The 14,061-nt window shown below is 43.0% G+C and carries 11 protein-coding genes; 9 read left to right on the forward strand and 2 right to left on the reverse strand.

The genetic code is table 11. From position 1 onward, the window contains the following. Position 1: 1 nt before the first annotated feature. From ACMXYN_RS07180 to ACMXYN_RS07195, 4 genes are read left to right on the forward strand one after another with little or no spacing between them, the layout of a single operon-like run. Positions 2-775, forward strand: coding sequence for an alpha/beta fold hydrolase (locus ACMXYN_RS07180; RefSeq protein ID WP_415894145.1), 774 nt, complete (start codon positions 2-4; stop codon positions 773-775). Beyond that, positions 768-1,619: a 1,4-dihydroxy-2-naphthoyl-CoA synthase gene (gene menB / locus ACMXYN_RS07185; protein ID WP_415894146.1), complete on the forward strand. Its 852-nt coding sequence runs from the start codon at positions 768-770 to the stop codon at positions 1,617-1,619. Before ACMXYN_RS07180 ends, menB begins: the two co-directional genes overlap by 8 nt. Then, entirely contained in the window at positions 1,616-2,557 is a 942-nt protein-coding gene (locus ACMXYN_RS07190; protein ID WP_415894147.1) for an enolase C-terminal domain-like protein, read from the forward strand. The genes menB and ACMXYN_RS07190 overlap by 4 nt, the downstream gene beginning before the upstream one ends. Next, complete coding sequence (locus tag ACMXYN_RS07195) at positions 2,551-3,867, forward strand: AMP-binding protein (protein ID WP_415894148.1); 1,317 nt, start codon at positions 2,551-2,553, stop codon at positions 3,865-3,867. Before ACMXYN_RS07190 ends, ACMXYN_RS07195 begins: the two co-directional genes overlap by 7 nt. Before the next feature lie 70 nt (positions 3,868-3,937). On the opposite strand, the gene ACMXYN_RS07200 is transcribed toward ACMXYN_RS07195, so the two are convergent. After that, positions 3,938-5,656, reverse strand: coding sequence for a protein adenylyltransferase SelO (locus ACMXYN_RS07200; protein WP_415894149.1), 1,719 nt, complete (start codon positions 5,654-5,656; stop codon positions 3,938-3,940). 471 nt (positions 5,657-6,127) lie between these two features. On the opposite strand from ACMXYN_RS07200, the gene ACMXYN_RS07205 reads away from it, so the two are divergent. The 5 genes from ACMXYN_RS07205 to ACMXYN_RS07225 all read left to right on the forward strand — a co-directional run bounded on the left by ACMXYN_RS07205 (position 6,128) and on the right by ACMXYN_RS07225 (position 13,261). After that, on the forward strand, positions 6,128-8,653 hold the full coding sequence (locus ACMXYN_RS07205; RefSeq protein ID WP_415894150.1) for a diguanylate cyclase domain-containing protein: 2,526 nt from the start codon (positions 6,128-6,130) through the stop codon (positions 8,651-8,653). 457 nt (positions 8,654-9,110) lie between these two features. Then, positions 9,111-11,099 carry a methyl-accepting chemotaxis protein gene (locus ACMXYN_RS07210; RefSeq protein WP_415894151.1) on the forward strand — a complete coding sequence of 663 codons (1,989 nt, stop codon included), beginning with the start codon at positions 9,111-9,113 and terminating at the stop codon, positions 11,097-11,099. A 563-nt stretch (positions 11,100-11,662) separates the two neighbouring features. Next, positions 11,663-11,854 (forward strand): hypothetical protein, encoded by a 192-nt coding sequence (locus tag ACMXYN_RS07215; RefSeq protein ID WP_415894152.1) that lies wholly within the window; start codon positions 11,663-11,665, stop codon positions 11,852-11,854. A 77-nt stretch (positions 11,855-11,931) separates the two neighbouring features. Next, complete coding sequence (locus tag ACMXYN_RS07220; protein WP_415894153.1) at positions 11,932-12,633, forward strand: hypothetical protein; 702 nt, start codon at positions 11,932-11,934, stop codon at positions 12,631-12,633. 241 nt (positions 12,634-12,874) lie between these two features. Beyond that, positions 12,875-13,261, forward strand: coding sequence for a hypothetical protein (locus tag ACMXYN_RS07225; RefSeq protein ID WP_415894154.1), 387 nt, complete (start codon positions 12,875-12,877; stop codon positions 13,259-13,261). Between the two features lie 83 nt (positions 13,262-13,344). On the opposite strand, the gene ACMXYN_RS07230 is transcribed toward ACMXYN_RS07225, so the two are convergent. Next, positions 13,345-14,028: a winged helix-turn-helix transcriptional regulator gene (locus ACMXYN_RS07230; RefSeq protein WP_415894155.1), complete on the reverse strand. Its 684-nt coding sequence runs from the start codon at positions 14,026-14,028 to the stop codon at positions 13,345-13,347. Positions 14,029-14,061: the final 33 nt, after the last annotated feature.

A 14,061-nucleotide genomic window follows, 5' to 3' on the forward strand; every position in this document is an offset into this window, starting at 1 on the left:
GATGCTGATCAACCATCCTTATTGCCAAGGCCAGATATTAGCTGAAAGCTCCCCCGTTATACTCTGCCTCCATGGCTTTATGGGAGGGCAGGATGACTGGAAACCCGTCATAGATCTTCTCCCTGATAGCCAGAAACTGAATGTTGTTTATCTCTCTTTGCCTTTGACATTTCCAGAGCATGTAACAGATATTGAAAGTTATAGCCGTTGGTTGTGGCAGCAGCTCCCCGATTTTAAACAACCGGTGTTTTTATTGGCGTATTCTCTGGGTGCACGTATTGGGATGCATTGGTTGAGGGATAATCCTGGTTCAATTTGTGGTGCATTATTTGAGGGAGGTCACCCGGGTCTCCCCGGCGACAAAGCGCGGCTAGACAGTGATTTAGTTTGGCTGCAGCGGTTTAGTCAGCAGGATCTTAAGCACACCCTGGAGCAGTGGTATCAGCAAGCGGTGTTTAATGGCAGGGAAAAAGATACTGCGGAACAGATCTATCAACGGCATAAGGCTGATCCATCTGCGTTAGGAAACTTATTGCTGACTCTATCTGTGGCTAATCAGCAGGATATGACGTCCTCGCTTGGGGATCACCCTATTACTTATCTCACAGGAGAGCATGATAAAAAATACACCGAATTAGCAAAACAGCTCGCTCAACAGCATGCTAATATCGTTCATCATGTTATCTCAGATGCAGGCCATAATTGTCATAGTGATCAGGCCTGTAGTGTGAGTAGGATTTTATCTAATTTTTTAACGGGCTTTATTCATGAGTAACCCTGCAGACAGCAGTATCCAGAAGGGCGCAGATTGGGTTGATTGCGGGCAGCAATTTACAGATATCCTTTATCACAAAGCTGAGGGTATCGCTAAGATCACCATTAATCGTCCTGAAGTACGTAATGCCTTTCGTCCACAAACAGTTAAAGAGATGATTGCGGCAGTCAATGATGCACGTTATGACGATCAGGTTGGTGTAGTTATTCTGACTGGTCAGGGAGATATGGCTTTTTGTTCAGGCGGGGATCAGCGAGTTCGAGGTGATACGGGCTACGAAGATGAGTCTGGTGTTCATCATTTGAATGTTCTGGATCTTCAGAAGATGATCCGAAGCTTACCTAAGCCAGTTATCGCGATGGTAGCGGGTTATGCCATTGGTGGTGGTCATGTATTACATCTGGTGTGTGATATGACGGTAGCTGCGGAGAATGCTCGATTTGGTCAAACAGGCCCTAAAGTAGGGTCTTTCGACGGCGGTTTTGGTGCCAGTTATATGGCGAGTATCGTAGGGCAGAAAAAAGCCCGTGAGATCTGGTTCTTATGTGATCAGTACGATGCAAAAGAAGCACTAGATATGGGCCTAGTCAACAAGGTCGTACCTTTAGAAAATCTAGAATTAACCACGGTTGAGTGGTGCCGAAAGGTGCTTAGACTTTCTCCGATGGCATTGAGAACGTTAAAGAGTGCTTTCAACGCTGGAATCGACGGGCAAGCAGGTCTTCAGGAGCTAGCCGGTAACGCTACTATGTTGTTTTATATGACTGAGGAAGGGCAGGAAGGTCGTAATGCCTACAATGAAAAGCGCCCACCTGACTTTAAGCGATTTAAACGTCAGCCATGATCCCTAAGGTCAGGCTTCTTGAGTATGAAATTCCGTTTACTTCTCCCTTTGTTTTTAATGTGGGTGGTAAGCGGAAAACACTCAAAACTAGACAGGGTTTGCTACTCCACTGGTTGTTTGACGATCAGAGTATTTATACAGAGATTGCACCCTTACCGGTTTTTTCAAATGAAACCCTAGAACAATGTAAGCAGCAGTTATTGGCGCTTAATTCGAGTGATTTTTCCGCTTCTGCTAGTCCAAATCACTTATACCCAAGTGTGCGATTTGCAATTGAAGCTGCGTGGTATCAACTTGAGTATCCTTTGCGTTCTACAGCTGTTCGTTCCTGTTCGCTTATGGATAAGAACTCCGAATGCCATCGAATAAAAACTAAAGCAGGGCATCAATCAATCGAGAATGATGTTTTGTCTTTAAAGTCTGTTTTAGCTCATTTGCTACCTCATCAAAAGTTGCGAATTGATGCCAACCGGACTTGGAAGATAGAAGAGCTAGAAACTCTCCAGCAAGCACTCAATACGTCACAAATCGATTATGTGGAAGAGCCGCTTAAGTGCTTCGACCATTACCAGCCTAACGGGTTGCCTATCGCTTTTGATGAATCTCTCCGCGAGCTAGATCCGCAAAAGCCTGTTCCAGAAATATTCTTTACTGCCAAAGCTTGGGTTTTAAAACCAATGCTTTGTGGTTTACAGCGGACGATCGAGCTAGCTGAATTGGCTCGTGAAAATGGAATAGTCTGTGTGCTTTCCAGTAGCTTTGAAAGCAATGTCTCATTGGAGTTCTATCATTCACTGGCTCAGGATCTGGAATTAACCGAGGAGCAAGGGTTGGATACCCTGAAATATCTAGAGAAAGATCTACAGCCCGCAAAAATAACGCTTAGAGAACAAACTGTCCCGATGGCAGATTGCAAAGAGATTGCGAAGCTATGCTAGAAACGCTCCTCGAAAAGCACTACGGCAATGGCAGCACGCTGGGTGATGAGCACCATCGTTATTCTTATAAGATGTTTAATCGTCTGATTCAATCTAAGAGAGATGAGCTGTATTCATTCGGTTTAAGAGAGCATCAGCTGGTTCTGTATAGAGCTGCCAATACGCTTGAGGTGCTCATTTTAAGTTGTGCCATTATGGAATTAGGCGCGGTGGCTGTTCCGTTCAATCCTGCATTTAGCGAGAGCCAACTAAATGAGTTAAAGGCTCTTAACCAGTATGCGTATTTTATCGATCAGCATGGGGTAGCGGGACTAGATGAAGAGCATGAAGAGGGCGTTGTCGATCCATCCATAGTGAATGGTATTTTCACATCGGGATCGACAGGAACACCTAAACTGGTGTGTCATCGTTTCTCTAACCATATTGCCAGTGCTAAAGCTTCAGCGATCATCAACCATTGCGACCCGTCTGACCATTGGCATGTCTCATTACCGATCTACCATATAGGTGGATTTAGCGTACTTTTCAGGGCGATAGTGTCCGGCGCATCTCTTACAATTGGTGGTCGTGTAGAGGATCCCTTATTTCTGCAGAAAATGGGTATAACCCATGCTTCGATGGTTGCGACGCAGTTACAACGTTTCAAAGCATCAACTGACAATGCAAAGGATTTAAGGCTAAAAACGTTGTTGATTGGCGGAGGCCCAACCGCAGAGAAACTATTACATTCCTGTGCTGACCTGCCGTTAAGAAAGACTTACGGTATGAGCGAAATATCGTCACAGGCTTGTACTGAAGGTGATGATGGCGGTATGGCAGTGCTAGACAGTGTCGAGCTAAAGATTGATGAAGACGGTGAAATCTTACTGGCAGGTGAGAGTTTATTTGCAGGCTATCTTGTTGGTAACCAATTGAGATCGCCCGAGTCTTTTTTTAATACCGGTGATTTAGGGCGATGGGAGAGTAACAGGCTGCTGATTACAGGGCGTAAGGATAATCAGTTTATTAGTGGTGGCGAGAATATTCAGCCTGAAATGATTGAGAAGCAACTACTCAAGTTAGCAGGTGTTACTCAAGCAGTAGTGGTTCCTGTTGAGTGTCCTGAATTTGGCTATCGACCTTATGCCTGGATAAATCCAGATTGCTGCTTTGCTCAGATTAAATCCGATCTGAAAAACTTATTACCCAGTTTCATGATGCCCGTTGGCTTTGCCTACATACCTGATTCTATGATGGTGAAAGGACTTAAGTTATCTCGTAAGGAACTCACCGCTCTAGCTGAAAAAAGAACGGTAATAACTATCTGCTAAGAATAAAGATAAGGCGTTTAGTGACCTCAATTAGGTAGGTAAAAGAGGTCACTCATTGCATGTGATGCTTTTAAGAAGAGCAACTGTAATGCGATAAGCCACCAAGGTCATTTAGTTCTACCGGTCTTAATCTATAGAATTTATCTTCCACTTCTTGTGATTGTTCAGCATAAGGCTGAGTCATCACTTCCTGTAGTTCTCTGATTAGTTCGTAATTACCTTCTGCCGCTTGCTGATAAGCAGGTTGCACGAACCACTCACGCAGGGTGTATTTAGGGTTTACCAGTTTCATCTGCTGAACACACTCTTCTGTCGAACGATTCAGAGAGTTATTAGCCTGATCCACAGCGGTGTTCCATTGCTTGAGCCAATCTTCCCAGCGTTCGCTGAGTTTGCTAGATGGCGTTTGGTAAAAGCTATTTGTTAAAGGCTCTAGGCTCTCTGGTAGGTCGGATAGTTCACGGAAGAAGCGGGTGTAATCGGCTTGTGTTTGGGTCATTAGGGCTAATAGCTCTTTTAATAGTTCTGGCTCAAATTTATGTAGGCCTAATTTTGCGGCCCACATTGCTTCCATTTTAGCGTTCATTGCTTCTGCAAAGCCGTTTCTGATTTCACTGAGCTGTTCTATCCCTTCAGGAGCAGTTTGGAATAGGGGAGCTAAGGCTACGCAGAACATATGGAAGTTCTGTTCGGCGGCTAAAGGCTGATTTAGGAAGGAGAAGTGATGCCCGCCACCGGTCCAGGGCTGGAATTGTGGATCAAACTCATCCATAAAGCCGTAAGGACCATAATCTAGGGTAAAACCGCCAGCCGCACAGTTATCGCTATTAAAATTACCTTGGCAGTAACCAACTCGAATCCAGTTACTTACCAATGAAGTAAGTCGGTCACGGAAAGCTTGTGCTAGTACCAGCGCTTTTTCTGGAAGCGTTAGCTCATGGTCGATTAGGTCGCTGTATTCGCGGTCGATCAAGTGAAGAACCAGCATTTCGAGTTCTTCTAGCGCTTTAGGGTGCTCTTGTTTACGAGCGCGACGACCAAAGAGCTCTAACTGGCCGACACGAATAAACGATGGTGCAACACGTGTTGTGATCGCAACCGGGTTATAGACCATGATGTCGGGATCTTGAGTGCGTGACCCTTCGGAATACCACGGGCGTCTGACTGTTTCGGATTTTGAAACATAAAGACTCAATGATCTTGATGTCGGCACGCCGAGTGCGTGCATATGTTCTTGCGCTAGAAACTCACGCACACTTGAGCGTAAAACTGCACGGCCATCAGCGCCACGGCAATATGGAGTTTGGCCGCCGCCCTTAAGCTGCATCTCCCAACGTTTGTTGTTGAAGATACCTTCTAGCACAGAGACTGCTCGCCCATCCCCATATCCGTTACCTGTGCCAAATGGGCATTGTTGATAGTACTCATTTCCGTAGATAGAAAGGGCATAGCCGCAGGCCCAGCCTTGTCGACGTAAAGGTTCTGGTACTTGAGTAAGGTCGCCAGAGAACATTCGCGTGAAACCATCTGATTGCGCCAAGGCGTCATTAAAACCTAATTCTTGAAAGAGCGTGTGGCTATGTGCAATGTACTCAGGATCAGTGATAGGGGTTGGATTAACGGGTACGTAGTGACCCGAGCTGATTTCTCTGGGGTAATGGTCGATACCGTTTACCGTGGCATCTGGATCAGCATGCAGAGTTTCTAAAAGTGAATAGTTGGCCAGAGCTGCAAGGTCATCAAGTGTATCGATAGCTGGTTCTTTATTTGTAGCAGTTGGGTCGATCATTGTAGCTCCATAAATAGGCATAAACGCTGGCTGGTGTAGTTTCAGATATCCTCTTACGTTTGGAAAGAGGCTAAAGATCTTTTATTGCTGCTCTGCATTCAGAACGGTTTGAAAGCTTAGATTCTTAATCCTGTTCAAGTCTTCAAATCTGGTGTTGATTCGATTGTTATCTTTTTAAAGATCCAAATTCAGGTCTGATCCGTAGTATGTTTCTGGATTACTACATTATTTTTGAATTTTTGTTTAAAAAATGAACATATGCCGCCTTTATGACTGTTTTTTTAGGCCCTAAGTTCATACTGAACCCCGTAGAAATAAGCGGTTTAGCGTCTATAGTAAATCTATACCCATTGTTTGATTACATAGTGTGAGAAGTGAGGGGTCTATGTAAGCATTTGGGAACTCTACTCGGTTGCTAAAATGGTCTTTAAAAGAGAATCGCGAAAGCACTTCTGGTCCATAATTATAATAATGATGTTAGTCGGAGCGATATCTTCTATTGCTTCTATTGGTATCTTGTACAAATCAGCGGTTGAGGCTGAGAAGTCTCGTCTAGTCTCTCTTGTCTCCAGTAAAGCCCGTCTGATCAATGCCATAGCTGCGTTTGATTCCCTATACAGCCGCGTAGACCACCCTGAAGGTGCTGTTGGGGCAACCCTGAGTCAAGTTAGAAGCTCATTTGAATTGAAAAATGGTTTTGGCCAAACAGGCGAATTTGTTGTCGGAAGATTAAACGGCGGTAATATCGAATTTTTAATGAGTTCGCGTCAACTTAATCAAGCACCTCAGCCAATACCTATAAATGACAGTGCTGCAGAGCCTATGCGGCGGGCACTCAATGATCAATCCGGAACGATAATAGACCTAGATTATGAGTCTCAGACAGTTTTAGCCGCGTACCAGCCTATACCTGTATTGGATATAGGCATCGTCGCAAAAATTGATATGGCTGAGGTTCAAGAGCCTTTTGTTGATGCGAGTATCAATGCCGCACTGATAGCTCTTTTTATCATCGTATTGGGAACTCTGCTAATTAGTCAGATAGAAGAGGAAGATCATTCTACCCGGGAAACCTTCGCACTAAGGTCCGGAACAAGCACTAAAGAATGGTTAATCTATCGTTCTTTACTCCTTGCAGCAGTGGCCTTCGCTGTAATGATCAGTTCCATGGGATTGCTCTATCAGTACGCTAGAGATACGGAGAGGTCGAGTCTTTCAGATATGGTGGAAACCCAGGCTAGCTTAATCAATTCCGTGGCAGACTTTGATGCTAAATATAACGATGATGACTTTCCTGGTGGTGCTGTTGAGGCGACTTTAAAGCAAGTTATCACCGCTCTCCAAGAGTCCCCAGGTTTTGGAGAGAGTGGCGAGTATCTACTGGGCAGCTTTGATGAGTATCAAATTACCTATCTTACGAAACCTAGGAATTCGGATGGTCCTATAAGCAGTTTCCATGTGGCTGAGCCTCGTTCAAACGCGATTAAGCAGGCTTTAGCAGGTAGAACAGGAATGACACCAGACATTGATTATCGAGGGGCTAGTGTTTTAGCTGCTTATACACCGATTCCTAAGCTAGAGGCTGGGCTGGTAGCAAAAATTGACGTTAAAGAGATGAGAGGGCCGTTTATCCAAGCGGCTTCACAAGCGGGTGCTGTCTCTGTTGTTGCAATAGGATTTGCCTCATTATTTCTGTGGCATCTTTCTTTGTCCTATAAAAAAAGACAAACGGTCGAAACTGATCGTTTGATCAGTCGGGGATTATCATTTGTCGAAGAGAGCAAGGTTACTGTGGTTCTTGTTCTATTTACCTTATCTTTGGGTGTGGCGCTGTTCAGCCTTGATCTCCTGTTACCACTTGGTGTGGCGTGTGGGCTCCCTTATATCTTCTTTGTATTGACCGGAAAACTCTTCCCTAGACGCGAGTACACGCTTGGTTTAGCTATCATTGCGACTGCCTTGGTATATGTTGGTTACCATTTCTCCCCAGAAGGTGGGCAAGATTGGGTGGTGATCACTAATAGAATGCTGGCGGTGGTTGCGATTTGGTTAACCGCTTTAACCGTTAGCCTTTCTCAGGCGCAAAACAGAGCGCAAAAGATACAAGCGTCTGAATTGCGTAAATTATCGTTAGCTGTGGAGCATAGTCCTGCATCAGTCATTATTACTGATCCAAATGGGATGATTCAGTACGTTAATCAAAAATACACTGAGCTCACGGGATACAGTCGAGAAGAATCAGTGGGTTACAAAAGTAATATGACAAAATCGGGAAACACCCCGATAAAACAATATAGGGAGCTTTGGGAAACATTACAGCATGGGCAAGAGTGGCAGGGTGAGTTCCAAAATAGGAAAAAGTCAGGAGAACTCTATTGGGAGCGCGCTTCAATCCACCCAATAACATCGGCCTCAGGCAAGATCGTTAATTATGTCGCTCTGCAAGAAGATATTACTGAGCGTAAAGAAAACGAACGTAAGCTTAAATATCATGCTACCCATGACACGCTGACAGGTTTGCCTACACGCAGCTTATGCATGGATCGATTGAGTAAGGTGCTTGATTTAGCCAAGCGAAATAACCAACAAGCTGCTGTTCTGTTTATCGATCTGGATGGTTTTAAAGAGGTCAATGATAACTTTGGCCATGATGTGGGCGATAAAGTATTGATAGAGACTGCACAAAGACTGAAAAGTAGCGTTAGAGAGTCAGACACTGTCGCACGAATAGGCGGTGATGAATTTATTATATTGCTCAGTGAAATTCATCAGCCTAATGACGCTAGCTTGGTTGCTAGAACAGTTTTAGATCGTATTAAAAATAGTTACTTGTACGATAGAAAGGAAGAGATCCATATTGGTGTGAGTATAGGTATTTCTCTTTACCCTGATAATGCTCTTGTTCCAGAAGAGTTAATACAATTCGCTGATAAGGCGATGTATTGTGTAAAAACGAAAGGCAAGAACAACTTTTCTTTTGCTGAAAAGGCTTCATAAATTAAATTCTTTATTTTTGAATCTATTTTTACTAAATAAGTAATTTTTTATTCAATAATTTATATTTTTAATTACAGTCTTTTAAAATAATTATTTTGCACCTACTACTAATTTAGATAGCTCTAAATTTAATCTCTTACATGTGTTCTGCAAAAACATGTAGTAATTGGCTACTACAACCCTATTTTTTGTATGATAAATAGTACTGTTCTCTATGTTCTTTAGTAGTGCATTAAACGCTTGTATGAATATGGTGGCGCACCAAAATAATGCAGGGATAATTCTTAAACTCCTTTTAAAACATATATAAAAAACAATAATTAAATTATTTTAGAAAATATTAATAAAATATATTAGTTATTTTTAAACAGATAGTGATCTATAGGTTTTGATTAAAAACTATGGCAGCCTGCGGTTCCTGCTTTTAGGGTCTTTAATCAAAATGGAGTTTTTTAAGATGACGCTATCTCGCAAGCTCACCATCATTTTCTTAGCGATTGGTATTGTACCTATGCTGATTTTGGGAGCATTTCTTACCTATACCAGTAGTAAGAGCCTAAATGATCAAGCTCTAAGTAAGCTACAAGCAGTACGAAGCATTAAACAGAGCCAGATAGAGTCCTACTTTGCCGAGCGCGAAGGCGATGTGATGATGCTATCTGAGATGATCAACTCCATGACATCTGCAGGCCATACGCTAAACAGCATTGAGCAGATGCTTGGTGTTGAAGGAGGTGAAGGTAGCTTCTTTGCAAAATATATAAATGCTTACGGCTATTATGATCTTTTCCTAATCAATCCAGCTGGTACTGTCTTCTATACAGTGACACGTGAAGCGGATTACGGCACAAACTTACTATCGGGCCCGTATCGAGATTCTGGTCTAGCTAAAGCTTTCCGAAATGCTCGTGATGAGGACTCATTTGTGCTGGAGGATTTCGCTCCATACGCACCTAGTGCAAATGCACCGGCCAGTTTTATTGCCTACCCAATCCAACAGAACGGTCAGTTTGCTGGCGTAGTTGCGTTACAGCTATCCATAGAAAAGATCGGTGCAATTATGCAAGAGCGCGATGGTATGGGAGAAACAGGTGAATCTTATCTGGTTGGCTCCGATAAGCGTATGCGTTCTGATTCATTTTTAGATCCTGAAGGTCACTCTGTAATCGCCTCGTTTGCAGGAACGGTTGCGAAAAACGGTATTGATTCGGTATCCGTTCGCGAGGCGTTAAATAAGAACGAAGGCGTTACTGAGCTGATTGATTACAACGGTAACCCAGTACTGTCCGCCTATACATCGGTGAAGGTCGGTGACCTTACTTGGGCACTAATTTCAGAAATTGACGTAGCCGAGGCACTTGAGTCTGTAACAGGTTTAAAGATGACGGTTCTGGTTACAGTTTTGATCTCAATGGTTATCGTCATTGCGGTTGCGTATGTGTTTGCTCGATCTATTACACGGCCATTAGGTGGTGAACCGTATGAAATGAAGCAGGTAGCGGACACCATCGCATCGGGTGATTTAACCTTAGCGATCGATACAGATCAGAAGCAGGGTAGTGCTTACAGCTCGATGGCTGTAATGGCGGATAACCTACGCAAAATGGTTGCAGATATGATCAGCATCAGCGAGCAGATGGCACGTAGTAGTGAAGAAACATCAGTTATAACTACGCAAACTCATACTAATACCGAGCTGCAGCAAAACGAATTAACAAAGATCTCTGCGGCAATGGTACAGATGGTGGCAACAGTTCAAGAGGTTGCCTCTAACGCTCAGAACGTTTCCGATGCGACATCTAATGCATCCAGAGAAGTCGTAGCCGCTCAGAAAGGGATAGAGCAAACCATGCAATCGGTAGCGGAGCTCTCTCATGAGGTGGACCAGTCCAATCAAGCGATCCTGAATCTAGAAGAGTACAGTGCCCAGATCGACTCTATCTTAGCCGTGATTGTAAGTATTGCCGAACAGACTAACCTATTGGCGTTAAATGCGGCGATTGAAGCGGCTAGGGCAGGCGATCATGGTCGAGGTTTTGCTGTGGTTGCTGATGAGGTGCGCTCTCTTGCTCAAAGAACGCAGGATTCAACCCGTGATATCGAAGCGATTATTACCCAGCTAAAAGAGGGTACTCGTCGAGCAAGTGAATCCATGAATGTGAGTATCAAGAAAACTCAACTTTCACTTCAAAGCACTAAAGAGATGAATGATGTGATTATCTCTATAGGTGCCGGTGCAGAGCGTATCAGTGAGATGATGTTGCAAATTGCCAGTGCTACAGAGCAGCAGTCTTGTGTGGCCGATGAGATTGGCGAGAACGTAAACTACATCCATCAGTTAGCGATTGAAAATGCCACAGGTGTTGGAGAAACAGCACAAGCGACCCAGCACCTATCGAAATCTGCGGGTAATCTGCATCAGCTGATCGCACAGTTTAAAACTTAACTGTGTTGAAGACCTGATAACGCAGCTCTCTCAATGATTGATAACTGTCTACATATCAGGGCTTAAAAATAGTCCGCTTTGAACCTAAAGCGGACTATTATTTTAAGTAAAAAGTCTGGTTTTCCATACAGTATATTTATTACTTGGCAAAGTAAGTGAACGAATCTGAAAGGTTTCCCAGCCCAGATTGCTTGTTTTGCAACCAATATTAAGTTAAAAAAGTAAGTAAATCAGACAGATGGAAGTCTAGCCGGGGTAGATATACGGAGCCTTTGTTTATGGGGATGTATATCACTCGATAAAGCATATACGCGGTTTGTCACGGAAGAATCTTTAGCATTTCAGAATTTTTCCTTCCTTTTTAATTTCTTACATCTGTTATTAAACAAATACGGTTAGGGTAGATATACGGACCCCCGTATATACAAATGTTATGCACCATGATGAATTTTGAACTAGCAAATACTGTCGAAAATCGTTGTGTTATAGACTTGGTGCAAGCTTCGTTGGGGCTTGTATCTAGCAACATATATGGAATCTGGTTCGTCGTTGTAGGCAACGAAATGCAGATTACGTTTGTGGTTCGTGAGAAAAACGAAGCACAAATAGAAGATATTGAAGATATAGTCTTTGAGCTAGAGGTGTTGCAGGCGGGAACAATTGATATCGAAACTACCTACAATATCGAATTGTATAAAGAAGGTTGGGTTCCGCCAGAAGGGTGCCGTATCTTTTATATCTCACGAGAAATTTAAGCATAACAAGTAAAGCAAGCGGGACGTCTGCTACGCAGCCGCCCCTTCTTTAAGCGTTATGTGTACTTAGGAAGCAAATGAATAAAAAATGGATTTACTTTTTGTTTGTACCGATAGTGGTTTATGCGTTTTGGCGTTTGCAGATTGACTACTACGATTTCGAAATGCTTGATAACTCTGGAAACGAAAGTGTTGTACTTCGTATTCCTAAGTCTGCTGTAGCTAAATACCCGGGGTGGAGTTACAACAGAAATGGCCCTGTTACGATTGAATTATGGTATCCATCTCTTGTAGAGAAAAAGTCAGTTAATTATTGGATATCTACTTCTAGTGAAATTAAGGCATCTAAAGAAAAACCGGCTGATAATGACCGTAGACTCTCAATTAGCATTGAACTAGATCGTATGCTGCTGCCTGAACATACCTTAGACCCCAAGAATCGACCTCCTTACTGTGATTTAAACCTTCCCTTAGGTGACCCTTATGTTCAGGAGGGAATTGTTAATGGCTTTAAAAAATACGTTTCATATAATTATGTAATGCAACGAAAAGAAGCCACTCCAATACCGCGGCCCTACTATAAAAAATATCACCCGAACGAGTCTATACCAGGGGTGTATTGTATTTCTTGTATCCTAAATGCAAATTGCAGACTTTTTGGTGTTACAGCCTCAGGCATCAAATATAGTGCGTTTTATGCAGAAGAAAGAATGCCGGAAGAAGTCATAGAAATTCATAATGCAGTGCAGGAATACATATCAAGGAAAGTTATTGATTAACATAGGCACTTTAAGCATCAATCAGAGATAATAAAGAGACAATAAGTTCAGGTCTTGAATGTTGCAGCCTGAATACACATGCATTCTATTGTATGCACAATGTAAGCCCCGACCCTTTTATGGCTTTGGCTTTTTATGCTTCAAGAAATAACTAACAAGTCAATCAACGGCAGCCTTTCCGACTGAACTGCAAGCTAAGCTGTTTCGTAGTAATGCCGGATCTTACGAAAGCGTTATAAATATGAATGAAATACTTAGTCACTTGACCGACTTTCTTATTGGTACTCATGGATCACGAGAGGTTCATGGTTATTCATATGTGCTAGCGTTAATGTCTGTTTGGACGGCTTACTATGGAGCCAAAGTTGTTAAGGAGCAAAAGCAGAATCTAAGAAAGGGTATTGAGGAGGAGCTAGCAACTAACGAGCTTCTCCGTGCAGTAATAATTACTTCAGGTGATCGAGATAGTGAGCGTTGGGAAGGGACTATTGAGCAAACAGTAAAAGGTTACAAAGTTTCAATTTTCTTGAATAACTGTATTCAATCAGAGGAAGAGGTATCTTCTTGGGATGACCTAGAAATCTATCTACGAGAGCATACAAAATTCCTCATACCAGACTTCAAGTAACTGATAATAAGGTTATTAACAAATCACGCTTTTTGATTGAGTTAATGTCCTTATCATGTCGATAGCAGGCATAATTAACAGCCCTAAATCTCATTAGCAGCCGGTATATCAGCAAACATACTATTGCTCATCCAGCGGCTGACATTAGCTGTTAAAGAGCTAGGTCCAATAAGGTTTAAGCGGTGTTGTCTGATCGCAGCTTTATAGCTGATATCGCCCATCCAGATCTCAATCATGGTGCGCAGATCGGTATTAAACCAGATATCGACCTCTTTGCCTGGGTCTGTAGTGCAGACATCTTTATGGTTACCATCGACCATTACCCACCATTTAGCTAAGTGTTCGCGATCGCAAAAGTTAAAGCAGATTGTAGTTGCGCCGTCTGGGAGTTTATCGGTTTGGATGCTGCGTTCGAGATAAACCATCAGCAATTCAATATCGAGTTCGCTGTCGGAGATCTGGCCGCGGGTCCAACGCATTCCCCAATCACCAATTTGCTGAATGATCGGTAAAAGTTCTTTGCCTTGCTCGGTTAAAAAGTATTCGTAGCCCCGTTGGTTTGGGATCTTTTTACGAATCACAATACCTGCAGCAGTTAGTTCATTTAACCGCTTAGTCAGCATAGTAGGGGAGATAGCAGCCATGCCGCGCTGAAAGTCATTAAAGCGTTTTCCACCCATGAGTAGCTCGCGGACAATAAGAAGCGTCCACTTTTCGCAAAGTAGCTCCGAGGCTTTAGCGATTGGGCAAAATTGCATGTACTGCATAAAAATCTCTACTATTTTTTCGTTTTTATTCTT

This window comes from Neptuniibacter sp. PT8_73, from assembly GCF_047778045.1.
Lineage (GTDB): Bacteria > Pseudomonadota > Gammaproteobacteria > Pseudomonadales > Balneatricaceae > Neptuniibacter.